The 25,639-nt window shown below is 68.9% G+C and carries 26 protein-coding genes and 1 pseudogene; 12 read left to right on the top strand and 15 right to left on the bottom strand.

What is annotated here, in order from left to right; translation table 11 throughout:
* The 5 genes and pseudogenes from BKN37_RS29725 to narI form a co-directional block, all read left to right on the top strand.
* Positions 1-135 (top strand): annotated as a pseudogene (locus tag BKN37_RS29725) (hypothetical protein); the annotation flags it as partial.
* An 872-nt stretch (positions 136-1,007) separates the two neighbouring features.
* Positions 1,008-4,718: a nitrate reductase subunit alpha gene (locus BKN37_RS04260; protein WP_071022042.1), complete on the top strand. Its 3,711-nt coding sequence runs from the start codon at positions 1,008-1,010 to the stop codon at positions 4,716-4,718.
* Entirely contained in the window at positions 4,715-6,340 is a 1,626-nt protein-coding gene (narH, locus tag BKN37_RS04255; protein ID WP_071022039.1) for a nitrate reductase subunit beta, read from the top strand. The genes BKN37_RS04260 and narH overlap by 4 nt, the downstream gene beginning before the upstream one ends.
* Positions 6,337-6,963 carry a nitrate reductase molybdenum cofactor assembly chaperone gene (gene narJ / locus BKN37_RS04250; RefSeq protein ID WP_071022036.1) on the top strand — a complete coding sequence of 209 codons (627 nt, stop codon included), beginning with the start codon at positions 6,337-6,339 and terminating at the stop codon, positions 6,961-6,963. Before narH ends, narJ begins: the two co-directional genes overlap by 4 nt.
* Entirely contained in the window at positions 6,951-7,700 is a 750-nt protein-coding gene (gene narI / locus BKN37_RS04245; RefSeq protein WP_242657073.1) for a respiratory nitrate reductase subunit gamma, read from the top strand. Before narJ ends, narI begins: the two co-directional genes overlap by 13 nt.
* Positions 7,701-7,704: 4 nt before the next feature.
* Here the strand turns inward: narI and BKN37_RS04240 are convergent, their stop codons facing one another.
* The 9 genes from BKN37_RS04240 to BKN37_RS04200 all read right to left on the bottom strand — a co-directional run bounded on the left by BKN37_RS04240 (position 7,705) and on the right by BKN37_RS04200 (position 15,703).
* Entirely contained in the window at positions 7,705-8,673 is a 969-nt protein-coding gene (locus tag BKN37_RS04240; protein WP_071022031.1) for a patatin-like phospholipase family protein, read from the bottom strand.
* Between the two features lie 78 nt (positions 8,674-8,751).
* Positions 8,752-9,033, bottom strand: coding sequence for a hypothetical protein (locus tag BKN37_RS04235; protein ID WP_131823520.1), 282 nt, complete (start codon positions 9,031-9,033; stop codon positions 8,752-8,754).
* Between the two features lie 105 nt (positions 9,034-9,138).
* Positions 9,139-9,717, bottom strand: coding sequence for a TetR/AcrR family transcriptional regulator (locus BKN37_RS04230; protein ID WP_071022025.1), 579 nt, complete (start codon positions 9,715-9,717; stop codon positions 9,139-9,141).
* On the bottom strand, positions 9,714-10,508 hold the full coding sequence (locus BKN37_RS04225; RefSeq protein WP_071022020.1) for an enoyl-CoA hydratase/isomerase family protein: 795 nt from the start codon (positions 10,506-10,508) through the stop codon (positions 9,714-9,716). Before BKN37_RS04225 ends, BKN37_RS04230 begins: the two co-directional genes overlap by 4 nt.
* Positions 10,509-10,610: 102 nt before the next feature.
* On the bottom strand, positions 10,611-11,681 hold the full coding sequence (locus tag BKN37_RS04220) for an ABC transporter ATP-binding protein (RefSeq protein ID WP_071022017.1): 1,071 nt from the start codon (positions 11,679-11,681) through the stop codon (positions 10,611-10,613).
* Positions 11,681-12,532: a carbohydrate ABC transporter permease gene (locus BKN37_RS04215; RefSeq protein ID WP_071022014.1), complete on the bottom strand. Its 852-nt coding sequence runs from the start codon at positions 12,530-12,532 to the stop codon at positions 11,681-11,683. The genes BKN37_RS04220 and BKN37_RS04215 overlap by 1 nt, the downstream gene beginning before the upstream one ends.
* Positions 12,533-13,444 carry a carbohydrate ABC transporter permease gene (locus BKN37_RS04210; RefSeq protein ID WP_071022010.1) on the bottom strand — a complete coding sequence of 304 codons (912 nt, stop codon included), beginning with the start codon at positions 13,442-13,444 and terminating at the stop codon, positions 12,533-12,535.
* Positions 13,441-14,766, bottom strand: coding sequence for an ABC transporter substrate-binding protein (locus BKN37_RS04205; RefSeq protein ID WP_071022006.1), 1,326 nt, complete (start codon positions 14,764-14,766; stop codon positions 13,441-13,443). The genes BKN37_RS04210 and BKN37_RS04205 overlap by 4 nt, the downstream gene beginning before the upstream one ends.
* Before the next feature lie 172 nt (positions 14,767-14,938).
* Positions 14,939-15,703 (bottom strand): AraC family transcriptional regulator, encoded by a 765-nt coding sequence (locus BKN37_RS04200; RefSeq protein WP_071022003.1) that lies wholly within the window; start codon positions 15,701-15,703, stop codon positions 14,939-14,941.
* A 93-nt stretch (positions 15,704-15,796) separates the two neighbouring features.
* On the opposite strand from BKN37_RS04200, the gene BKN37_RS04195 reads away from it, so the two are divergent.
* Positions 15,797-16,606, top strand: coding sequence for a sulfite exporter TauE/SafE family protein (locus tag BKN37_RS04195; protein ID WP_071022000.1), 810 nt, complete (start codon positions 15,797-15,799; stop codon positions 16,604-16,606).
* 99 nt (positions 16,607-16,705) lie between these two features.
* Here BKN37_RS04195 and BKN37_RS04190 read toward each other — a convergent pair whose 3' ends face one another.
* Positions 16,706-17,590: a sigma-70 family RNA polymerase sigma factor gene (locus tag BKN37_RS04190; protein WP_071021997.1), complete on the bottom strand. Its 885-nt coding sequence runs from the start codon at positions 17,588-17,590 to the stop codon at positions 16,706-16,708.
* A gap of 70 nt (positions 17,591-17,660) precedes the next feature.
* Between BKN37_RS04190 and BKN37_RS04185 the strand changes: the two genes are divergently transcribed.
* Complete coding sequence (locus BKN37_RS04185; protein WP_071021992.1) at positions 17,661-18,005, top strand: DoxX family protein; 345 nt, start codon at positions 17,661-17,663, stop codon at positions 18,003-18,005.
* Positions 18,006-18,018: 13 nt separating this feature from the next.
* Here the strand turns inward: BKN37_RS04185 and BKN37_RS04180 are convergent, their stop codons facing one another.
* The 3 genes from BKN37_RS04180 to BKN37_RS04170 are packed head-to-tail and all read right to left on the bottom strand — an operon-like array spanning position 18,019 to position 19,844.
* Positions 18,019-18,462: a TOBE domain-containing protein gene (locus BKN37_RS04180; protein ID WP_071021989.1), complete on the bottom strand. Its 444-nt coding sequence runs from the start codon at positions 18,460-18,462 to the stop codon at positions 18,019-18,021.
* 27 nt (positions 18,463-18,489) lie between these two features.
* Entirely contained in the window at positions 18,490-19,284 is a 795-nt protein-coding gene (locus tag BKN37_RS04175; RefSeq protein WP_071021986.1) for a ketosteroid isomerase family protein, read from the bottom strand.
* Positions 19,284-19,844 (bottom strand): nicotinamidase, encoded by a 561-nt coding sequence (locus BKN37_RS04170; protein WP_071021983.1) that lies wholly within the window; start codon positions 19,842-19,844, stop codon positions 19,284-19,286. The genes BKN37_RS04175 and BKN37_RS04170 overlap by 1 nt, the downstream gene beginning before the upstream one ends.
* A gap of 180 nt (positions 19,845-20,024) precedes the next feature.
* Here BKN37_RS04170 and BKN37_RS04165 point away from each other — a divergent pair, with 180 nt between their 5' ends.
* The 3 genes from BKN37_RS04165 to BKN37_RS04155 are packed head-to-tail and all read left to right on the top strand — an operon-like array spanning position 20,025 to position 23,069.
* Complete coding sequence (locus BKN37_RS04165; RefSeq protein WP_071021979.1) at positions 20,025-21,275, top strand: MMP alpha-(1->4)-mannosyltransferase; 1,251 nt, start codon at positions 20,025-20,027, stop codon at positions 21,273-21,275.
* A complete protein-coding gene (locus tag BKN37_RS04160; protein ID WP_071021975.1) occupies positions 21,269-22,000 on the top strand; it encodes a class I SAM-dependent methyltransferase in 732 nt (243 codons plus the stop codon). Before BKN37_RS04165 ends, BKN37_RS04160 begins: the two co-directional genes overlap by 7 nt.
* The gene (locus BKN37_RS04155; RefSeq protein WP_071021972.1) at positions 21,987-23,069 is read left to right on the top strand and encodes an MMP endo-(1,4)-3-O-methyl-alpha-D-mannosidase; all 1,083 of its coding nucleotides are present in this window, start codon (positions 21,987-21,989) and stop codon (positions 23,067-23,069) included. The genes BKN37_RS04160 and BKN37_RS04155 overlap by 14 nt, the downstream gene beginning before the upstream one ends.
* Here BKN37_RS04155 and BKN37_RS04150 read toward each other — a convergent pair.
* Positions 23,066-23,737, bottom strand: a complete 672-nt coding sequence (locus BKN37_RS04150; protein ID WP_071021968.1) for a class I SAM-dependent methyltransferase — start codon at positions 23,735-23,737, stop codon at positions 23,066-23,068. The genes BKN37_RS04155 and BKN37_RS04150 overlap by 4 nt on opposite strands.
* Positions 23,738-23,820: 83 nt before the next feature.
* Here BKN37_RS04150 and BKN37_RS04145 point away from each other — a divergent pair, with 83 nt between their 5' ends.
* On the top strand, positions 23,821-24,393 hold the full coding sequence (locus tag BKN37_RS04145) for a TetR family transcriptional regulator (protein WP_071021965.1): 573 nt from the start codon (positions 23,821-23,823) through the stop codon (positions 24,391-24,393).
* 46 nt (positions 24,394-24,439) lie between these two features.
* Positions 24,440-25,204: a DoxX family protein gene (locus tag BKN37_RS04140; RefSeq protein WP_071021961.1), complete on the top strand. Its 765-nt coding sequence runs from the start codon at positions 24,440-24,442 to the stop codon at positions 25,202-25,204.
* On the opposite strand, the gene BKN37_RS04135 is transcribed toward BKN37_RS04140, so the two are convergent.
* Positions 25,184-25,558 (bottom strand): DUF2784 domain-containing protein, encoded by a 375-nt coding sequence (locus BKN37_RS04135; protein ID WP_071021958.1) that lies wholly within the window; start codon positions 25,556-25,558, stop codon positions 25,184-25,186. The genes BKN37_RS04140 and BKN37_RS04135 overlap by 21 nt on opposite strands.
* Between the last annotated feature and the right edge of the window lie 81 nt (positions 25,559-25,639).

Raw genomic sequence — 25,639 nt, 5'->3', positions numbered from 1 at the left:
ACCGAAACCCTCCCACCCCCACACCTCGACCACGGCCAACCCAGAACCAACAACTACTGGCACCCCGACAAACAGCTACCCGACAACAACGAGAACGACGACGACAACGAAGACGACGACGACGACGGACCATAGCCCGGGACGGCCTCAGAAGATTTCCCCAGCAATCCCGCAGGGACCGACCGGAGGTGGGCCACTCCGGAGATCGCCGCCCGTCGTAAGGAGCTGGCCCCACACGCGCACGAGGCGTTCAGCCGCGCGGTATTCGCCGAGGGCGCGCTGCCGGAAAAGGCCAAGCAGCTCATCGCCGGCTTGCGGGTCGTGGTAACACCCCGCGGTCCGGCCGCGATCATGTTGATGACGGAGGGAGCAAACCCCATGCGCGGACTGATACAGAAAGTTGTCCACAGCAGTACGACGACGTTGGCCGCGTTGGGGGTGTTTCTGGCCGTACCCGCGGGTGTGGTCGCCCCCGCGCATGCGGCATCCGGCTTCGGCGGTCCGTCCATTGCCGGAGCCCCAATCGGTTATGCGAGGGGCGGCCATGATCCGGCGTGCGCGACGGAGTCCACCGACCCCACTTGCGCGCCAAATTCCACCGACCCCACCCACGCGCCGAATCCGCTCATCGTGCACGGCCCCTTCTACGCCTGCCCCACCTGTCCCGGCGGCCCATTCGACGACTAATCCGTAACCGGGCTAAAACCAACGGTTGACGTGCATATTTCCGAGAAAAACTGTTCCACGACAACAACCACACCGGACCGTAAGACCGGCGGTATATAGGCGGACTCACTATCTGCGCCGTCCTTTTTCCCACCGGGTGCGTCGAAACATTCGGTAACCGCTGGCACACCAGCCTCACCGGTGGTAGTACGAGGAGAGAAGGCTGTAGCTAGCGAACCGAGGCGGCAGCCATCGGTTTGTACACGTTCAGGGGCGATGCCCTGAACCCAGCATGGCTGCCCCGCTCGGCGTAGCGCGACCCGCGACGAAACCGAGGCGGTATGACCGAAAGCCCGACGCGTGGATCGTTGGCACCGCTGCTGCCGGGCGGTGAGCCGGTTGAGTCGCTGCTGCGCGGTGCGCAGTTCTTCACCGTCGGGACGCCCACCCCGGATCACCGCGAGGTGCATCGTCGCGGCGGGCGGGCGGCCGAGGAGTTTTACCGGGAGCGGTGGCGGCACGGCAAGGTGGTGCGCTCCACCCACGGCGTGAACTGCACCGGGTCGTGCTCGTGGAAGGTCTACGTCAAAGAGGGCATCATCACCTGGGAGACCCAGCAAACCGACTATCCGTCGGTTGGCCCGGACATGCCCGAATACGAGCCGCGTGGCTGTCCACGGGGCGCGTCGTTCTCCTGGTACACCTACTCCCCGTCGCGGATCCGCTACCCGTATGTCCGCCAACCGCTGCTGGAGATGTGGCGCGAGGCCCGCCAGCGCCTCGGCGATCCGGTCGAGGCCTGGGCGGACATCACCGCGGATCCCGTCCGCGCCGCCCGCTACAAACACGCCCGGGGCAAGGGCGGTTTTCTCCGATCGACCTGGGCGGAGGTCAGCGAGTTGATCGCGGCCGCGCACGTGCACACCATCAAGGCCTACGGACCGGACCGGGTGATCGGGTTCTCGCCGATCCCGGCGATGTCGCAGGTCTCCTACGCGGCGGGGACCCGGTTTTTGTCGATGATCGGCGGCACCATCCTGTCCTTCTACGACTGGTACGCCGACATGCCGCTGGCCTCCCCGCAGGTGTTCGGCGACCAGACCGATGTGCCGGAATCCGGGGACTGGTGGAACGCCGCCTACCTGATCATCTGGGGCACCAACCTGCCGATCACCCGCACCCCGGATGCGCATTTCATGGTCGAAGCCCGCTACCGCGGCCAGAAGGTGGTGGTGGTCAGCCCGGACTACTCCGATCACACCAAGTTCGCCGACGACTGGCTGGCCTGCGCACCGGGCACCGACGGCGCGCTGGCGATGGCGATGGGGCACGTGATCCTCGCGGAGTTCTTCCGTGACCGCCAAGTCCCCTATTTTCAGCGATATGTGAAGACCTACACCGATCTTCCGTTCTTGGTGACGTTACGCAAACGGCAGGACGCCTACGTTCCGGATCGATTCCTGACCGCCGCCGACCTCGGTGACACCGGCGACGGTGCGCAGCACCGCACCGTCCTGCTGGATTCGGCGACCGGGCAACCGTTCTTCCCCAACGGCACCCTCGCCGACCATTACAGCGAGTCTGGCCAGGGTAAGTGGAACCTGGAGCTCGGGGACGTCGACCCGCAGCTGACCCTGTACGGCGGCCACGACGAGGCGGTCCCGATCGACCTGCCGCGCTTCGACATCGGCGACACCGAGGGCGGCGGCGCCGTGCGCCGTGGCGTTCCGGTGCGCCGCCTCGGCGACCGGCTGGTGACCACGGTGTTCGACCTGCTGATGGCGCAGTACGCGGTGCCGCGCGACGGGCTGCCCGGACAGTGGCCGAGTGGCTACGACGACGCCGCCCAGCCCTACACCCCCGCCTGGCAGCAGGCCATCACCTCGGTGCCGGCCGCGGCCGCCACCCGGGTGGCCCGCGAATTCGCCCGCAGCGCTGAATGTTCCGGCGGCCGCGGGATGATCGCGATGGGGGCGGGCACCAACCACTGGTTCCACTCCGACCAGATCTACCGCACCTTTTTCACCCTGACCATGCTGTGCGGCTGTCAGGGCGTCAACGGTGGCGGCTGGGCCCACTACGTCGGGCAGGAAAAGGTGCGCCCGCTCACCGGGTGGCAGCAGGTCGCCTTCGCGCTGGATTGGCAGCGCCCCACCCGGCACATGACCGGCACCTCGTTCTTCTACCTGCACACCGACCAGTGGCGTTATGAGCAATTCGGCGCCGACGAACTGTCCAGCCCGCTGGGCCCGGGGCTGTTCGCCGGCCGGACCATGGCCGACGCGATGGCCCAGTCGGCGCGGCTGGGTTGGGCGCCCTCGCATCCGATGTTCGACAGCAATCCCCTGGACCTGGCCGACGCCGCCGCCGACGCCGGCCAAAGCGTCGCCGACTACGTGATCGACGAGCTCAAAGCGGACCGGCTGCATTTCGCCGGCCAGGACCCGGACAACCCGGTCAACTTCCCCCGGGTGCTCACGGTGTGGCGGGCGAATCTGCTTGGCTCGTCGGGCAAAGGCATGGAGTACTTCATGCGGCACCTGCTCGGCGCCGACAACGCCGTCCGCGCCGACGAGACGCCCGAGCAGTTGCGGCCAGCCGAGGTGGTCTGGCGCGACGAGGCGCCGCGCGGCAAGCTCGATCTGGTCACCACCGTCGACTTCAAGATGACCTCCACCTGCACCTACTCCGACATCGTGCTGCCGGCGGCCACCTGGTACGAGAAGTACGACATCTCCACCACCGATATGCACCCGTTCGTGCACTCGTTCAACCCGGCCATCGCCCCGCCCTGGGAGTCGCGCACCGATTTCGACGTGTTCGCCACTATCGCCCGTCACTTTTCCCGGCTAGCGGGCCGGCACTTAGGCACCCGCACCGACGTGCTGGCCGCACCGCTGATGCACGACAGCGCCGACGAACTCGCCCAGCCCGGCGGCGTGGTACGCGATTGGCGCCGAGGCGACTGCGAGCCGATCCCCGGCAAGACGATGCCGCGGCTGGTGACCATCGAGCGGGACTACGGCGCGGTGGCGGCCAAGATGGCCGCCCTCGGTCCGCTGACCGAGACCGCCGGCACCCAGGTCAAAGGTGTTGCGTGGAAGCCCGTTTCAGCGGTCACCTACCTCGCCCACAAAAACGGGGTAGTCCGCGGCGGGGTCGCCGACGGTCGGCCGGCGCTGACCCGCGACATCCACATGGCCGAGGCGATCCTCGCCCTGTCCGGCACCACCAACGGCGCGGTCGCCGTCCAAGGGTGGCACGCGCTGGAACAGCGCACCGGGGTCCGGCTGGCCGATTTGGCCGAGGAACGCGCCAGCGACCAGATCACGTTCGAAGACACCCAGGTTCAGCCCCGGTCGGTGATCACCTCGCCGGAGTGGTCGGGCAGCGAGACCGGCGGCCGGCGCTACTCCCCGTTTGTGGTCAACGTGGAACGCAAGAAGCCCTGGCACACGCTGACCGGCCGGATGCACTTCTTCCTCGACCACGACTGGATCGCCGAGTACGGCGAGTGGCTGCCGGTGTACCGCCCGCCGCTGAATTACATCCGCCACTTCGGCGAGCAGGGACTCCCCCAGGAGCAGCGACCCGAGGTCACCGTGCGCTATCTGACCCCGCACTCCAAGTGGTCGATTCACTCCGAGTACCAAGACAACCTGCACATGCTGCGGCTGTTCCGCGGCGGGCCGGTGATCTGGATGAGCCCGGAAGACGCGGCCGTCATCGGGGTGGCCGACAACGACTGGATCGAGGCCTACAACCGCAACGGCGTGGTGGCCTGCCGCGCCGTGGTCACCCACCGCATGCCCAAGGGCACCGTGTTCATGTACCACACCATGGACCGGCACCTGATGACGCCGATCACCGAGGTGTCGCAGTTGCACGGCGGCGGTGACAATGCGTTGACCCGGCTGGTGATCAAACCCACGCATTTGATCGGCGGCTACGCGCAGTTCTCGTTCGGGTTCAACTACTACGGCACCACCGGAAGCAACCGGGATGAGATCACCGTCATCCGCCGCCGCTCCCAGGAGGTCAGCTACCGATGAGGGTGATGACCAATGTGGCGATGGTGATGAACCTGGACAAGTGCATCGGTTGTCACACCTGCACGGTCACCTGCAAGCAGGTGTGGACCAACCGGCCGGGCACCGAATACGTGTACTTCAACAACGTCGAAACCAAGCCGGGCATCGGCTACCCGAAACGCTATGAGGACCAGGAGCACTGGCACGGCGGCTGGACGCTGGACCGCAAGGGCCGCCTGCAGCTCAAGGCCGGCGGCCGGCTGCGCAAGTTGCTGTCCATCTTCTACAACCCGGACCTGCCCAGCATCGACGACTACGGCGACCCGTTCACCTACGACTACCAGACCGTCATCGACGCCCCCCTGGGCACCCCCAACCCCGTCGCGCACTCCATCTCCGCGCTGACCGGCCGGGATATGAACGTGACGTGGGGCTCCAACTTCGACGACGACCTCGCCGGCGCACCGGAATTGGCGGTCGGCGACCCGAACCTGGCCGGGCTCGAGGACCGGGTGAAGATGGAGTTCGAGCAGGTGTTCATGTTCTACCTGCCCCGCATCTGCGAACACTGCCTCAACCCGTCCTGCGTGGCGTCCTGCCCGTCCGGGGCGATGTACAAGCGCGCCGAGGACGGCATTGTGCTGGTCGACCAGGACCGCTGCCGCGGCTGGCGGTTCTGCGTGTCCGGATGCCCGTACAAGAAGGTCTATTTCAACCATCGCACCGGCAAGGCGGAGAAGTGCACGTTCTGCTTCCCCCGCATCGAACAGGGCATGCCCACCATCTGTTCGGAGACCTGCGTGGGCCGGCTGCGCTACCTGGGCCTGTTCCTCTATGACGCCGACAAGGTGCTCGACGCGGCGGCCACCCCCGACGTGCAGGACCTCTACGAGGCCCAGCTCGGTGTGTTCCTCGACCCGAACGACCCGGAGGTGCAGGCCGAGGCTGCCCGCTCGGGGATCCCGCACGACTGGATTCAGGCCGCGCAGCGCTCCCCCGTCTACGAGCTGGCGGTGCGCCACAAGGTCGCGTTGCCCCTACATCCGGAATACCGCACACTGCCGATGGTCTGGTACATCCCGCCGCTGTCACCGGTCGCCGACGTGGTCAACGCCGCGGGCTATGACGCCGAGAACCCCGACAACGTGTTCGCCACCATCGACGCGCTGCGCATCCCGATTGACTACCTGGCCAACCTGTTCACCGCCGGCGACGCCGCGGTAATCCGCACCGTGCTGCGCAAGCTGACCGCGGTGCGCACCCTTCAGCGGGCCGCGCAACTGGGCTTGGACGTCGACGCGGACCTCCCCGCCTCGGTCGGTGCCACCGCCGACGACCTCGACGACCTGTACCGGTTGCTGGCCATCGCCAAATACGAGGAGCGCTACGTGATTCCGCCCGCCCACATTGAGGAGGCCGGGCGGCTGATGGGCCAGCACGAGCAGCTGTTCTGCAGCCTCGACACCGACGGCGGCCCCGGCATGGGCGGCCTGGGTCCGCCCGGACCGCACGGCATCAGCTCGTATCGCCCATCCTCCCAGCGGCCCGAAACGCCCAGTCGCACCGCGAATTTCAATCTGTTGAACTGGGACGGGCACACTCGGGTGTCGGGGATGTTTCCGGAACCGGGAACCGCGCAATGAATACTCAGACCGCCAAGTTGGCGTCGGTGTTGTTGCAGTATCCGACGGCGTCGTTGTTCGACGGGCTCGACGACCTCGATGCGTACGCCGCAAACACCGCCCCCAAATCGGCGCGGGAGTCGTTCGGCAGATTCCTGGGCTGGCTGCGCGCCACACCTCCCGAGCAGGTCGCCCAGCACTACGTGGACACCTTCGATCTGCGCCGCCGCTGCGCGCTGTATTTGACCTACTACCGCTACGGCGACACCCGCAAACGCGGCATGGCCATGGTGGTCATCAAGACCGCCTACCGGGACGCCGGCTTCGTCCCGTCCGAGGACGAGCTGCCCGACTACCTGCCGATGGTGCTGGACTTCGCCGCGCTGTGCCCCCGCGGCCAGCGGCTGCTGACCGGGCACCGGACCGACCTGGAATTGCTGCGCCGCGGCCTGGTGAAGATCGACTCCCCCTACGCCGACGTGGTCGCCGCGGTTACCGCCGGCCTGCCCAAGCTCGGCAAATACGAACTGGGCCAGGTGAAGTCGGCGTGGGAGTCCGGGCCACCGCATGAGGAGGTCGGGCTGGAGCCGTTCGCCCCGCCGGAATATCTGACGGGTTATGGAGGCGATCCATGCCACACATAACGACCTGGCACTTGTGGTGGTGGGTGATCCTGCCCTACATCGCGATCGCCGTCTTCGTGGTCGGCCATATCTGGCGCTGGCGCTACGACCAATTCGGCTGGACCAGCCGCTCCACCCAACTGCAGGAGCAGCGGCTGCTCAAGTGGGGGGCCCCGCTGTTCCACTACTCGGCGCTCGCGGCGATCGCCGGGCACGCCATGGGCATCCTGATCCCCAAAGCGGTCACCGATTGGCTCGGCATCCACGAAACCTTCTATCAGGATGTCTCCGCGGTCGCCGGGTCGGCGGCGGCGATCGGGGTGTTGATCGGCGGCGCGCTGTTGACGATTCGGCGCACCGCGGTGCCGCGGGTCCGGGCCACCACCAGCGCCGTGGACTACCTGGCACTGATCTTGCTGGGCATCATCGTGATCCTGGGCATCTACCTGACCCTGGGCATCCAGGACACCTCCCACTACGAGTACCGCGAAACCGTTGGCGTCTGGTTCCGCAGCCTGTTCGCCCTGCATCCCAACGTGGCGGTGATCGTCCAGGCGCCGTTGATGTATCAGGTCCACGCCATTGCGGCCTGGGCGATCTTCATCGTGTGGCCGTTCAGCCGCCTGGTGCACGCCTGGAGTTATCCGCTGTGGTATTTGTGGCGGCCCTACATCGTCATCCGCAGCCGGGTAGCCAAACAGCCCCAAGAGCCGGGCACCGCCGGGCGGCGGTGGCGCAAGATCGGCGTCCCCTACTGAGCTCTTAGACGGTGTCGCTGCTCGGTACCGCCCGGCAGGCCGCCCGATAGTCAGCGAAACTCCATGTGGTCAGGAACTGTTGGGCTGCCTGCACTCCGCGGTCGTAGAGTTCTTCGCGCTGTTGCGCGGTGATGTCGAAGTCGATGGCGCTGATCTCCTCGGCGGGCACAAAGATGGTGCGGCGCACCGTGCACGGGTCGTCGAGGTAGGCGGTGTCCTGATTGCTGATCAACGTCTCCAGGGCGGCGAAGCCGAGCGAAAACGGCCCGTGCACCGGATGCGTCGGCGGGATGCCGGGGCGGGCCGACAACCGGATGCCGAAGGTGGGCCACGCCGGCTCGGCGTCGGCGCGGTCGAACAACTGCACCGGGAAGTTCGACAGCAGGCCACCGTCCACCCAGGTCGCCCCGCGCACCCGCACCGGCTCGAACACGAACGGGATCGCCGAGGAGGCGCGGACCGCGCGGGCCACCGCGAAGTCGTCCGGGTCGATGCCGTAGTTGTCGAGATCCCAGGGGATCCGGACCAGCCGGCGCCGGGACAGGTCGCTGGCGGTGACGACCAGCGACCACGCGTATTGGGCGGGCTGCTCACCGGTGCGCAGGTCGCCGAACGTGCGCACCCCCAGATCGCCGAGCAGTCCGGTCAGCAGCTTCTCCAGGTAGTCGCCGCGGTAGAGGCCATCGGAGACCAGCAGCGACAGCACCCCGCCGACCAGCGGCACCCGCCCGATCAGGCTGGGATCGGCGAACTTTCGGTAGTCGATGCTGCGCATGATCTCCTCGAGCCGGGTCAGCGGTTCGCCGGCGCGCTGCAGCGCCGCGGTCAGCGAGGCGACGACCGCGCCGGCGCTGGAGCCCGCGATGCGGGGAAACCGGTAGCCGTGTGCGGTCAGCGCCTCGATCGCCCCGACCAGCCCGATGCCGCGCACCCCGCCGCCTTCACAGACCAGATCGGCCGGCGCGGTGTCCATAACGCCAGCATAGGCGGCGCCGACGGGCGGATTCGGAAGTTTGAATCTCGGCGAGTTTAATCCCCGCTCGGGCCGTCGCTACGAGCCGCGGTTGACCGGAAAACGGGCCCGCAGCGCCGCCCGCAGCCGGTGTGCTTCGGCGATCCGCTGCCGCAGTTCGGCGGCTACCGCGGCGCCGGTCTCGCGGCGACTGCTCCGGCGCGCTTCGGCCGCCCTGGCGAGTTCCTCTAACTCGACGATCTCGGCTTGCAGCAGCTCGTCGAAGAGTTTCGCCTGGGCGGCATCAGCGGCGATGACCGGGCGGGCCGCGGCGTCGGGCACCACCCCGAGGCGACGGACGGTACTTGCGGCTGTCGACACGACGTCATCTTCGCCGAGGATCGGCGGTCTCGCCACCCGAACCGTTCACCGGACGGCCCCGACGCCGACAAGTCAGCGTCACCGGCGCGTTACCGACGCCACCGCTCACGCTGAGCGGGTCACCCGACGCAACGTGTCGGCGACGACGCGTCCGGTATCCCGCAGCGGCTGGGTACTTCGCTGAGTGCGGGCGAGCACAATGGCACCTTCCAGGCTGGCCACGGCGAACACCGACAGGCGCCGCGCCTCAGCGGGTTTGACGCCCTCGCCGATGAGTTGGTCCGCGACCCGGGTGCGCCACGCCACGAACACCGCATCGCTGGCCTGCCGCAGCGGTTCGTTGCTGCTGGCAACCTCGCAGGCCACGGTTCCGATCGGGCAGCCGTCAGCAAAATCGGAGTCCTCCAGCGCCCGCGCCGCCAACGCGAACCAGGCGGTCGCCGCCGAGGCGGTGTCACCGGCCTCGTCGAAAACCCGGTCGAGCAGGTGCTCGTAGCGCTCGGCGGTCCGGCGGATCGCTTCGACCGCGAGCTCTTGCTTGCCGCCCGGGAAGAAGTAGTACAGCGAACCCAGCGGGGCCCCGCCCTCGGCGATGATCTGCTTGAGCGGTGTCGCGCTGTAGCCCTGCCGGCGGAATAACCCGGTGGCCGCCGCCAAGAACCGGTCGCGGGTCGGTGGTGTCACCGCCCCGCACCGCCCCGCAACGCGATGGCCTCGACGATGCGCCCGGCCGCACCACGATCGATCGCGTAGGCGCTGAGCGCCTCGTACTCGAGCTGATCGTCCAGGCGCCGACCGATGACGTCCAGCACCGTTTCCTTGGCCGAGCGCACCGCGGACTGATCGTGGCCGACGATGCGTTGCGCCAGCGCCAGCGCCGCATCCAGCAGGTGATCGTGCGCCACCACCCGGGTGACCAGGTTCGCCTGCAACGCGCGGGCCGCGTCAATCGGCTCGCCGCTCAGTTCGAGGTCGAGTGCCAGTCCGACACCGCAGATGTCCACCAGCCGCGAGATGCCCCCGTCGCCGTGGTGAAACCCCAACCCCACCAAAGGCGCCCCGAACATCGCCCGCTCGGAGGCGATGCGGATATCGCAGGCCAAGGCCAGCTCCAGTCCCGCGCCCAGCGCCCAGCCGTTGATCGCACCGATGACCGGTTTGCGGATGCGATGCAGGCCCCGGGTCAGCCCACCGAATCCGACGCCGCGCGCGTTGCGACGCACCCTGGCGGGGTCGGCGTCCAGCCACTGGGTGAACCAGCTGTTGCGGTCGGCGCCCGCACAAAACGCCGTGCCGGTGCCGGTCAGGACCGCAACGTCCACCGCATTGTCGTCGCGGAAGTCGACCCAGACGTCGCGTAGTCGCTGATCCATCGCCGGGTCGATCGCATTGCGGGCCGCGGGTCGGTTCAGCGTGATCAGGGCGACCCGGTTGTCCTTGGTGTAGCCGATGGTGTCGGTGCCGGCAGCGCTCATAACAACCCCTGGGACGACGTGCACGCGGCTCTCGGTGCCCATCGATTATATCGATCGCTCTACTAAATGGAAAGGCCGCGGGCCTCCGGATGCCGCTGGCGCTCAGTGCAGCCGTTGCCCGTCGGGGCTGAAGAAATGCAGGTGGTCCGGCTCCGGGTGCAGGCGGAGCCTGCTGCCGCGGCGGGCCGGATTGCGCCCGTCCACCCGGGCGACGACGGCGGGCCCGTCCGCGCTTTCCGCGGCGAGCACGCGGCCGTACAGGTAGGCGTCGGCGCCAAGCTCTTCCACCAGGTCGATCTCGACCTCGACGCCGACGGCGCCCACCACGAAGTGTTCGGGGCGGATCCCGACCACGACCTCGGCGGCCGCATCGGCGATCTCGCGGGCCACCGGAATCACCCAGTCGCCCAGCGTCACCGCGCCGCCGCTGACCGGGAGGGTGAACAGGTTCATCGCCGGTGACCCGATGAACCCGGCCACGAACATGTTGGCGGGGTTGCGGTAGAGCTCCCGCGGCGGTGCGCACTGCTGCAGCACCCCGTCGCGCAGCACGGCCACCCGGTCCCCCATCGTCATCGCCTCCACCTGGTCGTGGGTGACGTAGACGGTGGTGGTGCCCAATCGGCGCTGCAGACCCGCGATCTGGTTGCGGGTCTGCACCCGCAACTTGGCGTCCAGGTTCGACAGCGGCTCGTCCATCAGGAACACCTGCGGGCGCCTTACGATCGCGCGGCCCATCGCCACCCGCTGCCGCTGCCCGCCGGACAGGTCTTTGGGTTTGCGATCCAGGTACGGCTGCAGATCCAGCAGCCGCGCCGCGTCCAACACCCGTTCGCGGATCTCGGCCTTCGGGGTCTTGGCGACCTTCAACGCGAACCCCATGTTCTGGGCCACCGTCATATGCGGGTAGAGCGCGTAGTTCTGAAACACCATGGCGATGTCGCGGTCCTTGGGGTCGATATCGGTGACGTCGCGGTCACCGATCCAGATCCGTCCGGTGTCGACGGCTTCCAGCCCGGCCACCATCCGCAGCGACGTCGTCTTGCCGCACCCGGATGGGCCGACCAGCACGACGAATTCGCCGTCGTCGACGCGCAGATCCAGCCGATCCAGCGCCGGCCGGTCACTGCCCGGGTAGCGGCGGGTGGCCTGCTCGAAGGTCACCGACGCCATTACCGGCCACCGAACCCGGTCATCGCGATCCCGCTGATGAACGCCCGTTGGGCGATGGCGTACACGAGGACCAGCGGCACCAGGATGAGCATCGAGGCCGCCATCAGCACCGGCCACTCCGCGACGTATTGGCCCTGCATCCACACCAGGCCCAGGGTAAGCGTGGCAATGCTCTTGCGTTGAATCATCAACAGCGGCCACAGAAAATCGTTCCAGACGTTAACCCAGGTGAGCACGGCCAGCACCAGCACCGCCGGCTTCGCATGCGGCAGCAGGATCCGCCAGTACACCTGCCAGGACGAGCAGCCGTCGAGGATGGCGGCCTCCTCCAGGTCGATGGGCAGGGTGCGAAAGAACTGCCGCATCAGGTAGGTGCCGAAGGCGCTGCCGAACAACCCGGGGACGATCATCGCCCACACGGTGTCGGTCCAGCCGAAGACCCGCATCAGGATGAACTGCGGGATCACCGTCACCGTCAACGGCACCATCAGGGTGCCCAGATACAGCACAAACAAGGTGTCGCGGCCCTTGAACGGCAGCCGCGCGAAGGCATACCCGGCCAGCGAGCAGAAGAAGACCTGCCCGGCGGTGACGCAACCGGCGTACAGCACGGTATTGACGAACATGCGCAGAAACGGCATGCGGGTGAACACGTCCACATAGTTGGACCACTGCGGATGCGCCGGAAACAGGATCGGTTCGGTCACCTCGGCCTGCTGCTTGAGCGACCCCGACAACGCCCACAGGATCGGAAACAGCGCGCACCAAGCGATTCCGATCAGCACCGTGTACCAGCCGACGGTGCGCACGATGCCGAGTCTGATCCGTTGTGCGGTGAGCGGCTTGGGCATCTAGTCCTCCACCGCGTTTCGCCGGGCCAGGCGCAGCTGCAGCACGGTCAGCGTCAGCAGGATCGCGAACATGACCCAGGCCAGCGCGGACGCGTACCCGAAGTCCAGGAACGCGAACGCATGTTGGAACAGCATGATGCCCAGTACGTAGGTGCCGGTTTCCGGGCCGCCGTTGCTGGCGGTGAGCACGTACACCAGGTCGAACGCCTGAAACGCGTTGATCACCGAGATCACCACCACGAACGACAGCGCGCCGCGAATCATCGGGACCGTGATGAAGAAGAAGCGTCGCAGTCCGCCGGCCCCGTCGATGCGGGCCGCCTCATAGAGGGTGTCCGGGACGCCTTGCATGGCGGCCAGCAACACCACGGCGGCAAACGGCACGCTCTTCCACACACTGACCAAACACAACGACACCATGGCCCAGTTCGGGTCGACCAGCCAGGGCACCGGATCGATCCCGATCCAACCCAGCATGATGTTGAGCAGCCCGTTGTCGGTGTTGAACACGAACTGCCACACCACCGCCATCACCACCGACGACACCGCCAGCGGCAAGAAGACGATCGTTCGAAAGACGCCGATTCCCTTGACGGCCCGGTTCAGCGCCCCGGCCACCGCCAGGCTGATGGCCACGGTCGGCACCACGGTGCCCACGCTGAACACCACGGTGTTGCGGATCGCGATGAGGAACAACGGGTCAGCGGTGAACAGGTCGCGGAAGTTCCTCGCCCCCACGAACTTCGGCGGGGTGAACAGATCCCAGCTCTGAACGCTCATGTACAGCGAGAACCCCAGCGGGAACAGCATGAACACCGCGATCGCGGCCAGGTTCGGGGCGACGAAGATCCGCCCCGCGCGCGCCCGTCGTCGCAGCGGTCCGCCGCGGGAGGTTCCCTCGTGGGACGTCATGGCTTCCTCAACACCTCATCGACTTGCGGCGCCAACCGGGTCTGCAACGAGGCGGCGGGCCGCCGCCCGCGCAGCACTGGCCCGAACGCGCGGTCCATCAGCGCGTTGACCTTCTCCCAGACCGGTGTGATGGGCAGGCCCTCCGAGTTGGCGGGTCCGCCGGTCAGCACGCCGAGGTTGTCGATCCGACGGTGGGCCTCGGTGAACCCGGGCGAACCGATGGCCGAGGTCAACACCGGGACGAACAGCCCGGTTTGACCGATCAGGGCCTGCCCGACCGGGCCGGTGGCGAACTTGACGAACTCCCAGGCCTGCTCCTTGCGGGGGCTGCTCGCCGCGATCGCGAGCCCGGTGGTGCCGATATCGGTGCGGGCGCCCCGGCCCTCCGGTGCCCTTGGCCCGGTCGGCAGCACGGTGATGTCGAAGTCGAGGCCGTCGGCCCGGGCGAACGTCTGGTAGCGCCAATGCCCGCCCAACGCCATGGCCGCCTTGCCCAGCGAGAACAGGTTCATCGTCGAAATGGACTGGGCGTCGGACGCGGTGGGCGCCACCCTGTGCTTGTTCGCCAGGTCGGCGTAGAACTGGATCCCGTCGAGGAACGCGTCATCGTCGAAATTGAGGTGGCGCGGGTTCACCCGCGGGGTGGACCACGGCACCCCGTTGTTCATGCCGAACAGTCCGGCCGAATACGACGGCACCCAGGTGTCCACGAACCCCCACTGGGTGACCTTGCCGGCCGCGTCGCGTTTGGTCAAAGCGGTGGCGGCGTCCAGGAATTCGGCGAAACTCCACGGCCGCTCCCAGCGCGACGGCGCCGTCACCCCGGCCTCGGCGAACAACTTCTTGTTGTAGAACAAGAAGTTGCCTGACCACTGTTCGGGGAACGCGTACTGGCCGCCGGCGTAACTGAAGGTCTCATACAGCGACCCGATGCTGTCGGCCCGCAGTTCGTCGGCGAACCCCCGATCCCGGGCCAGCAGGGTGCCCAAGTCCAGCAGCACCCCGCGGTCGGCCAACCCGGCGTAGGAAAACTCCCACGCCATCAGCACATCGGGGCACTTGCCGCCCGCGCAGAACGTCGACATCTGCTGCATCGGGTTGCCGCCGGACAGCACGGTGCGCACGGGGATCTCGGGATACCGGCGGTGAAACGCATCGATGATCCGCATCCGGGCGTCGGCTTCTTCCGGGTTGGCCGCGAAGAAGAAGGTCAGCGCGTCGTTGTCGGGCGCGCATCCACTCGGCCAGGGTGCCAGCGCCGCCGCACCCAGCACGCCGGCGCCGCGCAACCAGGTGCGCCGCCCGAACGGCTGGTCGGCCATGATGTCCGCCTCACACCTCGCGAGCGGTCACCGCGGGCGGTGCCGGTTGCAGCTCGGCCGTCTCCGGATCCGGCACGGATATCCCCCTTCAGCTCCCATCAGTTCCCGTGACCCATCAAAGCAGACCACGGGCGGGCGAACCGGGTTGTCGCGCCGGGTTGTCGCGGTGTTCTCACCGCGGTTGGAACGCGCGAGGCGGTGTTCCGACCTGCCGGGCGAACATGGCCGAGAACGCCGCCGGGCTCCCGTAATCCAGGTCTGCCGCGACCTGCGTGACCGGTCGGCCGGCGGACAGCAGTCGCATGGCATGCACGGCACACGCCCGCTGCCGCCACTCCCCGAAGGCGAGGCCGGTCTGCGCTCGAAACAACCTGTTGAAGGTGCGGGCACTGACCCGTAGCCGCGCAGCCCAGTCGTTCGGCGCCGCGCGGATGCTCGGCGCCGTGAGGAAGACGTCGCACAAGCTACGCAGATCCGAGCGGGCGGGCAGCGGAAGATCAAACGGCAGCGGCGCGGCGGTGCGAAGCTCGTGAAGGATGAGCTCGATGAGCGCGGCATCGCGCCCGTGCCGGTCGTATTCGGCCGGCAGTTGCACCGCAGCGAGCAGCAGTTCGCGCAGCAGCGCGGAAACGTCCACCACCTGGCAGCGGGTGGGAAACCAGGGCGCGGCAGCGGGCTCGATGTAGAGGCTTCGGGTGCTGACGTGATCCATCTGCACCTGATGGTCGGTGTCGGGCGGTATCAGGACGGCGCGGTGCGTCGGAACCGTCCACGTCCCCGCGGCGGTCCCCACCTGCATGATCCCGGTGGCGCCGTAGAGCAGTTGTGCGCGACGGTGCCGATGAAGCGGCAGCAGGTGCTGCGGCGGATAGTCGGTCCCGATCGCCAGCACGGCGCGGTCAATGCCGTCGACCAGCTCGACCGGCACGTTCCGCACCCACCCACCCTACCGAGGCGCTGGCGCAAACTCAGATGAATATGGCGGAGTAGCGATTGTGCGCCATCGGGCGTGCGCCCTAGCGTCGGCTGGGTGCTGATCCTGTGTGCGGTTTTGCTCGGCGTCGGCTGCCTAACCGGCCTGACCACGGTGTTGTTCGGTTTCGGCGGCGGCTTCGTGACCGTCCCGGTGGTGGCCGTGGTGGTTGCCGCCTACGGCGGCGGCGACGCGATGCACACCGCGGTGGCAACCTCGACCGCGGTAATGCTGGTGACGGCGTCGTGGGCAACCCTCGCCCAACATCGAGCTGGCCGCCTGCAACCGCAGTACTTGTGGCCGATGATCGCCTTCATCGCCGTGGGCGCGGCGCTCGGGGCGATCGCCGCGGATTGGGTGTCGAACACCGTGTTGACTGTCCTGTTCGTCGTCTATCTTGCCGGCACGATTGCGGATAGCGTCACCCGCAGCGGATTCCTCAGCGGCGCAACGGGTCACAACGCCGTCCCCAAGCCGCTGAGCAGGACCACCGCCACCGTGGGCGGGATCGGGGTCGGCGCGGTCGCGAGTTTTCTGGGTGTCGGTGGCAGTGTCATGACGGTGCCGTTGCTGCGCCGCAAGGGGCTGCCGATGGCGGACGCCACCGCCTTGGCCAACCCGCTCAGCGTGCCCGTCGCGGCCGTCGCAACCATCGTCTACGCGGTCACTGGCCCAGCGGTACCGCAGCCGGGTCAGCTCGGCCACGTCGACCTCACCGCCGCCACAGCGCTGCTGGGCGGCTCGCTGCCGACCATCGCACTCGCCCCGCGCGTCATCGGCAGCATCCCCGATCGCGTGCACGCCATCGCCTACCTCATTCTGCTGACGGTGGTGTTGGTGGTGATGACCGTCCTCGCGTTGCGGTAGCCGTGCGCGCCGAACGTGCATTCAGGGCGGAAAAATCGCGAAAATCCCGTCGTGAGTGCACGTTCGGCGAGCGGGCCGAGCGGGCCGGCTCAATCGAGCTCAAACCGGCCAATCCGGCAGCGCCAGCGCGGCGGTGCGCAGCCGGTCGGGATCGCCGATGATGTCGATGCGGTGGATGCGGTCGTCGTCGCCGATGCCGATGCGCAGCAAGGCCCGCAGGTGTCCGCCGGGCGCGATGGCGACGCCGGGTGCGCCGTCGATCAGCACCACCACACCGGCGCGGGCGCGCCCGGTGAACCGGCGGGTCTCCTCGGCGACCTCGGTGGCGCCGCGCACCTCGGTGGCGACATCGTCGGGCACCAGCACGCGGTCGACCCGGCGCACCACGTCGGGGGCCAAAAGCTGCAGCAGCGTGGGGATATCGCCGCCGCGCGAGGCCGCCAGGAACGCCGCCACGATGCGAGCATGCTCGGCGGTGCGCGGCGGCGCGACGGCCGGGCCGGCCCGCAGCTGCGCGCGGGCGCGGCTGGCGAGCTTCTTCGCGCTGTCGGTGGAGCGGTCCAGCACCTCGGCGATCGCCTCGAACGGCAGCCCGAACACGTCGTGCAGCACGAACGCCACCCGCTGCGCCGGCGACAGCCGATCCAGCACCACCAGCAGCGCGCGACTGACCGCGTCGGCCCGCAACAGGTCCTCGTCGGCGGCCGGCGCTGCCATCCCCGGGTGGCGCTCCAGGTCGGTCAGCGGTTGCTCGGCCCGCCGCTGGCGGGCCCGCAACTGGTCGACCGCCACCCGCGCGGTGATGGTGGTGAACCAGCCGGTCAGGTTCTGCACGGCCTGCGCGTCCGCGCGGCTGGCCTTGAGCCAGGCCGATTGGACCGCGTCCTCGGCGTCGGCGGCCGAACCCAGCAGGTGAAAGGCCACCGACCGCAGGTGGGGTCGGTCGCCGTCAAAGCGGCGGGCCAAATCGTCCAGGGTGCTCATGGGTCACCTTTCCCGCACCGGAGCCGTCACACAGGTGAGCCCATTCACCAAGCCAAGGAGACCCAACACCATGAGCCTATCTGTCGTCATCACGCTGATCACGGCGATCGCCACGGCGGCCGTCGGGGCCGCCGATCTGGTTCCGGCCAAGTTCGTGCTGGCCAACTCGGCGCGGGTGGGAGTGCCGCGATCCTGGCTGCCGATGCTGGGGACGTTGAAGCTGGCCGGCGGCATCGGGTTGGTCGTCGGGCTGCTCGGCGTGCCGGTCATCGGTGTCGCCGCCGCGGCCGGCCTGGTCGCCTTCTTCGTCGGGGCCGTCGTCACGCACCTGCGGGCCGGCGTGCTGTCCAACATCGCGTTTCCCGGCGGCTACCTGCTGCTGGCGGCCGCGTCGCTGGCGGTAGCCGTCGGCTGAGCGGCCGGGCTGCTCACCCAAAAGCGGGCGGCGGTTCGGCGCGGCCCGCGGTGGTCGAGCGCCCGGGCAACTCCACGACGACGTTGGTGGCCTTGACCGAGGCGACCACCAGGCTGCCCGGCTCGAGCTGCAGTTCGTCGGCGGCCTCCCGGCTCAGCAGCGACACCAGCCGAAACGGCCCGGCCTGGATGTCGACCTGTGCCATCACCGTGTCGCGCAGCACGTTGGTGACCAGCCCGACCATCCGGTTGCGGGCCGACTGGCCGACCACCGGGCTGCGGGTGAGCGGCTCGGAGACGGCGCGTTCCTGCGCGAACCGCGCCAGCTCGGCCCCATCGACGAGGCGCGGCCCGCTGCCGGGCAGCACCGACAGCCGACTGGACTCGATCCAGCGCCGCACGGTGTCATCGCTGACGCCCAGCAGCTCCGCGACTTCGGCGATTCGAAAACTTGGCACGGGGTTGAGCTTATTGCCGACCCGCCCTCAGCGGGCGAAGTACCGGATCCGGGTGATGGCATCCCCGCGGCGGGTGAGGTCGGCGAACAGCACCCCGCGCCCCCGGTCGGCGTCGATCGAGACCGCCGCGGTGGGCCCGGCGCCGATCATCTTCGTCCAGCTGGCCCCGTCCAGGTGCTCGATGAGGTCGGCGAGGCGCGCCGGTTCGTTGTCGCCGAACGTGATCGCGTCCTTCGCAACCAGCGCCTGCCGCGCGGTGAACCGGTCGCCATGCCCGACCGCGGTCAAAAACCCGCCCAGCAGCCGCTTGTGCCGGGCACCCACCCGGCGGAATCCGGTCGCGAATCCCGCGGCGCCGGCCAACCGCTGGTTGCGCAGCAGCCCGGCCCCCAGCTGGACGGCGGGCGACGCCGCGCGCACCCCGTGGCGCAGAAACTGCCCCATCATCGCCGGCAGCTCCCAGTACGCCCGCAGCGCCGCCAATTTCCATTCGCCGTCGTCCGCGCGCAGGTCGTAGCGCAGGAACGCGGGGATGCGCATGGTCACCGCCGCCCCCATCGCGACCTCGAGTTCTAGGTCGCGCACCACGACGGATCCGTGCACGATGTCCAGGTCGCGGTGGAAGGTGATGTCGCGCGGCCCGATGAACGTGTCGAAGAACCGGCCGATCTGGGCGTGGCCGATGTGCGGCCGGGACCCGACCGGATCCTCGACCCGGCCGTCGCCGGTGAACAACCCGACCCAGCCGTCGCGATCGTGGGCCGCGGCGGCCTGCGGTGACCGCTCGACGACCGCCAGCAGGTCCGGATGCTCGGGGGCCATCAGCCGGCCCGCACCAGGTCGACGCCGGCGGCCCGCATCTCCTCGAGGGCCACGGCGGTCGAGTCGGCGGCCACGCCGGCGGTCAGATCCAGTAACACCCGGGTGGCGAAGCCGGCCCGAACGGCGTCCTCGGCGGTCGCGCAGACGCAGAAGTCGGTGGCGATCCCGGCCACGTCGACCTGGTCGACCTGGTGGTGACGCAGCCAGTCGGCCAGCGCGGTGTCGGTGCCGTCGGTGCCGTCGAACCCGCTGTAGCCGGCGCTGTAGGCGCCCTTGCGGAAGACCTCGTCGATGGCGGCGGTGTCCAGCTCGGGGTGGAAGCGGGCGCCGGGACTGCCGGCCCGGCAGTGCGGCGGCCACGACGATTGATAGTCGGGCTGATCGGAGAAATGGTCTCCGGGATCGATGTGGTAGTCCTGGGTCGCGACCACCTGGTGGTAGCCGCGGGCGGTGGTCAGGTAGCCGGTGATCGCCCGGGCGACCGCCGCGCCACCGCTGACCGGCACGGCGCCGCCCTCGCAGAAGTCGTTTTGTACGTCGACGATGATCAACGCCCGCATACGCCCACCGTATCCCCGACGCCGGAAAGGGTGGGCGTCGCAGCTGGTGGTCGGCGACCGCGTTGCATCAGCTAGCTTGTCAAATTATAGTCCGGACACATGTCCAGGAAGCTCGCCACGGTTACTGCCACTTCTGCCGCCCTGCCGGGGGCGAGCGCTGGCACAGGACGGGCCTAGCCCATGCGGATCGCTTTGCTGTCCTACCGCAGCAAGCCGCACTGCGGTGGGCAGGGCGTCTACGTGCGCTACCTGAGCCGCGGGCTGGCCGAACTGGGCCATCACGTGGAGGTGTTCTCCGGTCAGCCCTACCCCGAGGAGCTGGATCCCCGGGTGGTGCTGCGCCCGGTGCCGAGCCTGGACCTCTACCGCGAACCGGACCCGTTTCGGGTGCCGCACCCCAGCGAGATCCGGGACCGGATCGACCTGCTCGAGCTGGCGACGATGTGGACGGCGGGGTTCCCGGAGCCGCGCACCTTCAGCCTGCGGGCGGCGCGGCTGCTGGCCGCCCGCCGCGACGAGTTCGACGTCGTCCACGACAACCAGTGTTTGGGCACCGGGCTGCGCAAGATCGCGGCCGGCGGGCTGCCGGTGGTGGCCACCGTTCATCACCCCATCACCCGGGACCGGGTGCTCGACCTCGCCGCGGCCCGGTGGTGGCGCAAACCGTTGGTGCATCGCTGGTACGGCTTTTCCGAGATGCAAAAGCGGGTCGCACGCGACATCCCCGACCTGTTGACCGTGTCGAGCACCTCGGCCAGCGATATCGCGGCCGACTTCGGCGTGCGCCCCGAACAACTGCGGGTGGTTCCGCTGGGCGTCGACACCGACTTGTTCAAGCCGTCCCCGCAGCCGCGGGTCCGGGGCCGCATCTTCGCCATCGCCAGCGCCGACGTGCCGCTCAAAGGCATTGCCCACCTGCTGGCGGCGGTGGCGAAGCTGCGCGTCGAACGCGACGTCGAACTGCAACTGGTCGCCAAGTTGGAACCCAACGGGCCGACCGAGAAGCTCATCGCCGAACTCGGCATCTCCGATATCGTGCACATCTCCGCGGGCCTGTCCGACGCGGAGCTGGCGAGCCTGTTTGCGTCCGCCGAAATCGCCTGCATTCCCTCGCTGTACGAGGGCTTCTCGCTGCCGGCGGTGGAGGCGATGGCCAGCGGCACCCCGATCGTGGCCAGCCGCGCCGGGGCGCTGCCCGAAGTTCTCGGCGTCAACAGCGGCTGCGCCGAACTCGTCACCCCCGGCGACGTCGACGAGCTGCGCCGGGTGCTAGGCCAACTGTTGGACTCCCCCGGCCGGCTGCGCAGCCTGGGCGCGGCCGGGCGCCGCCGCGCGCTCGACGTGTTCAGCTGGGAATCGGTGGCCGCGCAAACCGTGCAGGTGTATGAACGGGCGATCGAGCGCCGCGGCTCGCGGGCGGCGACGTGCTGACCGTCGACTTCGACCGGCTCGGGGTGGGCCCGGGTAGCACCGTGATCGACGTCGGCTGCGGCGCCGGCCGGCACAGTTTCGCGGCGTATCGCCGCGGCGCCGACATCGTTGCCTTCGACCAAAACGCCGACGACATCAGCGATGTCGCCACCATGTTCGAGGCGATGGCCGAGGCCGGTGAGGCCCCGGCGACCGCCACCGCGCAGGCCGTCGTCGGCGACGCGCTGGCGCTGCCCTACCCGGACGGCAGCTTCGACTGCGTCATCGCCTCGGAAATCTTAGAACACGTCCCCGAGGATGACGCCGCCATCGCCGAGCTGGTCCGGGTACTCAAAGTCGGTGGCACGTTGGCGGTCACGGTGCCCCGCTGGCTGCCCGAGCGGGTGTGCTGGCTGCTGTCCGAGGAGTATCACAGCAACGAGGGCGGCCACGTGCGGATCTACCAGGCCAGCGCGCTGCAGGCCAAGATCACCGCACGGGGGCTGCGGTTCACCCACCAACACCACGCCCATGCGCTGCACGCACCGTTCTGGTGGCTGAAATGCTTTGTGGGCGTGTCCAAGCCGAACCATCCCGCGGTGTCGGCCTACCACAAGCTGCTGGTGTGGGACATGATGTCGCGGCCGTGGGCCACCCGCGCGGCCGAGTCGGTGCTCAACCCGCTGATCGGCAAGAGCGTCGCGCTGTACTTCGAGAAACCGGCGGATCGCGTTGCGCTGGTCTGACCCGGCACCGCCGCCCGCCGTGCCCGGGGTGCTCAGCGCGCAGCAGTGCCGGCAGACCGCGCAGTCGATTGCGGCGGTGCAGGAGTCGTCGGGTGCGATCCCGTGGTCGGCGACCGGGCACACCGACCCGTGGGATCACGTGGAATGCGCGATGGCGTTGACCGCGGCCGGGCTGTGGGAGCCGGCCCGGGCGGCGTTCGAGTGGAGCCGGCACGAACAGCGGCCCGACGGTTCCTGGCCGTTGCAGACCCGTGCCGGTGTTGTCGAAGACGCCAACAGCGACAGCAACTTCTGCGCCTACATCGCCACCGGGGTGTGGCATCACGTGCTGGTCACCGGCGACCGCGGGTTTGCCACCAGCATGTGGCCGACGGTGTTCGCGGCGATCGAGTTCGTGCTCGAGCTGCAGCTGGCCGGCGGCGAAATCTGTTGGGCACGAGCGACCTCCGGGCCGGTGCCGGAAGCGCTGCTGACCGGCTGCGCCAGCATCTACCACAGCATCCGGTGCGCGCTGGCGTTGGCGAACTATCTGGACACGCCGCAGCCGGAGTGGGAGCTGGCGCTGGGACGGTTGGGGCACGCGATCGTCGCGCATCCGTCGGCGTTCACCGAGAAGCCGCACCACTCCATGGACTGGTACTACCCGATGCTGGGCGGGGCGTTGCGCGGCCAGGCCGCCAGCGACCGGCTGGCCGCGCGCTGGGACGACTTCGTGGTCGACGGCCTGGGCATCCGCTGCGTCGACGACCGGCCGTGGGTCACCGGCGCCGAAACCTGCGAGCTGGTGCTGGCGCTGGACGCGATGGGCCGGCGCGACGCCGCGCAGCAACAGTTCGCGGCGATGCAGCATCTGCGCGAACACGACGGATCCTATTGGACCGGGCTGGTTTTCGCCGACGGCAAACGCTGGCCGGTGGAGCGCACCACCTGGACCGGGGCCGCGGTGATCCTGGCCGCCGACGCGCTGGCGAACGCCACCGGCGCCAGCGGCCTGTTCCGCGGCGTCGACCTGCCCCGCGGCCTGGAGGGCGACTACGACTGCGAGTGCGCCACCCAGACCCGTCGCTAGATCGGCTCGCCGACGACCCCGGACACCCGCTCCAGCACCCGCAGCGACCCGAGGGCGGTGACCTCGCTGAACTGACCGCTTTGCATTGCCCGGCAGTAGATCTGATACGGCGCCTGGCCGCCGTCGGCGGGGTTGGGAAACACGTCGTGGATGATCAACGCCGAGCCCAGGGCGACCCACTTCGCCCAGCCGTCGAAGTCCGCCTGCGCGGCGGCCTCACTGTGCCCGCCGTCGATGAACAGCAGCTGCAGCGGGGTGCGCCACCCTCGGGCCACCACCGCGGATCTGCCGACGACGGCGACCACGTGGTCCTCGAGCCCGGCCTCATCGAGGGTGCGCCGAAACGTGGGCAGCGTGTCGAACCGGCCGCTGACCGCGTCGACCAGCGAGGTGTCGTGGTACTCCCACCCGGGCTGATGTTCCTCGGAGCCGTGGTGGTGGTCGATGGTGTACAGCACGCCGTCACCGGCCAGTGCGGCCGCACCCAGCAGCACGGTGGACTTGCCGCAGTAGGTGCCGATCTCCACGCCGACCCCGCCGTCGAAGTACCGCGCCGCCGTATCGTGCAGCACCTGGCCCTCGTCGGCGGGCATGAAACCGGTCACCCGATCGGCCAGGGCGAACAATCGGGCAGTTTGCGCAGCCAGTGCGCTGTCGGTAGTCGGCATGCTGGCAACCTAGCGTCTGCCCACCGTCGGTGGCCAGCGCGCATGCTTGCTCGGACGAAATCGTTGTAGTAGCGTCCGGACATGTGTCCGAACCGGTAGCTCGGGAGGCGACGCGGCGCCGGTTGACGGCCAAGCAGGCCGACACGGTGGAACGCCTCGGCAAGGCTGCCGTCGCGATTCTGAGCCGCGAGGGCTTCTCGGGCCTGACCATCCGGATGGTGGCCGCCGAGGCCGGGGTGGGGGCCGCGACGGCCTACACCTACTTTTCGTCCAAGGAACACCTCGTCGCGGAGGTGTTCTGGCGCCGGCTGGCCTCTACCCCGACACCGCCGAGTGACTCCCCCGATCCCGTCACCCGCGTCGTCGCGGTGCTGCGGCATATCGCGCTGCTGGTCGTCGACGAGCCGGAGCTGGCTGGGGCGGTGACCAGCGCACTGCTCGGCAAGGATCCCGACGTCGAACATCTGCGGCTGCGCATCGGGCAGGAGATCCGGGGCCGGCTGGCCACCGCGCTGGGCGCGCGCAACGAGCCCGAGATCGTCGAAACGCTCGAATTGCTGTATGCCGGTGCGCTGGTCCGGGCCGGCATGGGGTACTCGTCGTACCAGCAGATCGCCAACCGATTGGAAAGCGCGGCGCGGCTGCTGCTGATCTGAGCGGGCGGGTGGTTTGGCCGCGGCCCGCCGCGGGAACCCCGCGGTTATGTTGCTGCGCAGAATCGCTCGTCCGCTGTTGTCAACGGTATTCATCGGCCAAGGGCTCGAGGCGTTACGCGCACCGCGTGCCGCCGCCGACGCCGCGCAACCGACGGTGCAGGGGTTGCGGCGGCTGCCGTCCCCGGTCGCCGGCAAGATTCCCGACGACGCCCAAGGGGTCGCCATGATCACCGCGGCCGTGCAGATCGGCGGCGGTCTGCTGCTGGCCAGCGGCCGGATGCCGCGGCTGGCCTCGGCGGCGCTGACGTTTACGGTGATCCCCGGCAACCTTGGCGCGCACATGTTTTGGAATGAAGACGATCCCGAACGCAAAGCCGAGAAGCGGCGCGCCTTCCTGGCGGATGTGAGCCTGCTCGGTGGGCTGATGATCGCCGCGGCCGATACCGCGGGGAAGCCGTCGCTGGGCTGGCGCGGTCGGCAGGCGGCGCGACGGGTTTCGGCGGCGGTGACCTCGGCGTTGCCGGCCGGCGGGGCCGACACGTCGCTGGTGGACTCCCAGTTCGGGGAAAAGCTCGGCCAAGGGCTGCAGGTCGGCGCCGAACGCGGCCGTGAGCTAATCAGTGCGGCCGGCGAAAAAAGCGGGCCGCTGGTGGAAGCGGCGCGTCGCCGCGGCGGCGAACTGGCCGAACTCGCGCGCGAACGGGGTGGGGAACTCGCCGAACTCGCGCGCGAACGCGGCGGCGAACTCGCCGAACTCGCGCGTGAGCGGGGCAGCGAGTTCGCGCACGCGTTACCGCGGTCGGTGAGCTGACCGTCGCCGCAATCCCTGCCAGGCGTATAAGCCCCACGACACCGCCACCAGGCTAAACACCACCACCTCCACGGCGCCCAGCCAATCGGTGGGGTACAGCACCCCGGTGATGTAGTGGGCGACAAAGCCATCCGGCGGCAGCGGCGCCATCCCGGCCTTGGCGCGCGACCACCGTTCCAGCCAGGTCAGCGGGCAGTCCAGATGGGCGGTGTTGATCGCGAAGCCCCACACCGCCGTCGGCACGTGCAGCCAGAACGTGCGACGCCAGCGCAGCGCGAGGAATCCGCCCACCACGAGATAGCTCATGAACGCGAAGTGCGCGAAGACGGTTAGGGCCACCACGATCTGATACATCGACGGCCGCCATCGTAGACCGGCGCGCCGCCCCGCGCGCAGGTACATTGGCGCACAGCAACCACTGCCGTCAGGAGCGAA

This window comes from Mycobacterium talmoniae, assembly GCF_001854525.1.
GTDB lineage: Bacteria > Actinomycetota > Actinomycetes > Mycobacteriales > Mycobacteriaceae > Mycobacterium > Mycobacterium talmoniae.
This window is presented reverse-complemented; position numbering and strand designations above follow the sequence as displayed.

Excerpts from the sequence above, each read along its gene's own strand:
- BKN37_RS04225 (WP_071022020.1), bottom strand. The coding sequence starts at position 10,508 with ATGAGCGCTGCCGGCACCGACACCATCGGCTACACCAAGGACAACCGG.
- BKN37_RS04140 (WP_071021961.1), top strand. The coding sequence starts at position 24,440 with ATGTTGCTGCGCAGAATCGCTCGTCCGCTGTTGTCAACGGTATTCATC.
- BKN37_RS04150 (WP_071021968.1), bottom strand. The coding sequence starts at position 23,737 with ATGCCGACTACCGACAGCGCACTGGCTGCGCAAACTGCCCGATTGTTC.
- BKN37_RS04260 (WP_071022042.1), top strand. The coding sequence starts at position 1,008 with ATGACCGAAAGCCCGACGCGTGGATCGTTGGCACCGCTGCTGCCGGGC.
- BKN37_RS04165 (WP_071021979.1), top strand. The coding sequence starts at position 20,025 with ATGCGGATCGCTTTGCTGTCCTACCGCAGCAAGCCGCACTGCGGTGGG.
- BKN37_RS04175 (WP_071021986.1), bottom strand. The coding sequence starts at position 19,284 with ATGGCCCCCGAGCATCCGGACCTGCTGGCGGTCGTCGAGCGGTCACCG.
- BKN37_RS04190 (WP_071021997.1), bottom strand. The coding sequence starts at position 17,590 with ATGAGCACCCTGGACGATTTGGCCCGCCGCTTTGACGGCGACCGACCC.
- BKN37_RS04210 (WP_071022010.1), bottom strand. The coding sequence starts at position 13,444 with ATGACGTCCCACGAGGGAACCTCCCGCGGCGGACCGCTGCGACGACGG.
- BKN37_RS04240 (WP_071022031.1), bottom strand. The coding sequence starts at position 8,673 with ATGGACACCGCGCCGGCCGATCTGGTCTGTGAAGGCGGCGGGGTGCGC.
- BKN37_RS04170 (WP_071021983.1), bottom strand. The coding sequence starts at position 19,844 with ATGCGGGCGTTGATCATCGTCGACGTACAAAACGACTTCTGCGAGGGC.
- BKN37_RS04205 (WP_071022006.1), bottom strand. The coding sequence starts at position 14,766 with ATGGCCGACCAGCCGTTCGGGCGGCGCACCTGGTTGCGCGGCGCCGGC.
- narI (WP_242657073.1), top strand. The coding sequence starts at position 6,951 with ATGCCACACATAACGACCTGGCACTTGTGGTGGTGGGTGATCCTGCCC.
- BKN37_RS04135 (WP_071021958.1), bottom strand. The coding sequence starts at position 25,558 with ATGTATCAGATCGTGGTGGCCCTAACCGTCTTCGCGCACTTCGCGTTC.
- BKN37_RS04185 (WP_071021992.1), top strand. The coding sequence starts at position 17,661 with ATGAGCCTATCTGTCGTCATCACGCTGATCACGGCGATCGCCACGGCG.
- narH (WP_071022039.1), top strand. The coding sequence starts at position 4,715 with ATGAGGGTGATGACCAATGTGGCGATGGTGATGAACCTGGACAAGTGC.
- BKN37_RS04220 (WP_071022017.1), bottom strand. The coding sequence starts at position 11,681 with ATGGCGTCGGTGACCTTCGAGCAGGCCACCCGCCGCTACCCGGGCAGT.
- BKN37_RS04215 (WP_071022014.1), bottom strand. The coding sequence starts at position 12,532 with ATGCCCAAGCCGCTCACCGCACAACGGATCAGACTCGGCATCGTGCGC.
- narJ (WP_071022036.1), top strand. The coding sequence starts at position 6,337 with ATGAATACTCAGACCGCCAAGTTGGCGTCGGTGTTGTTGCAGTATCCG.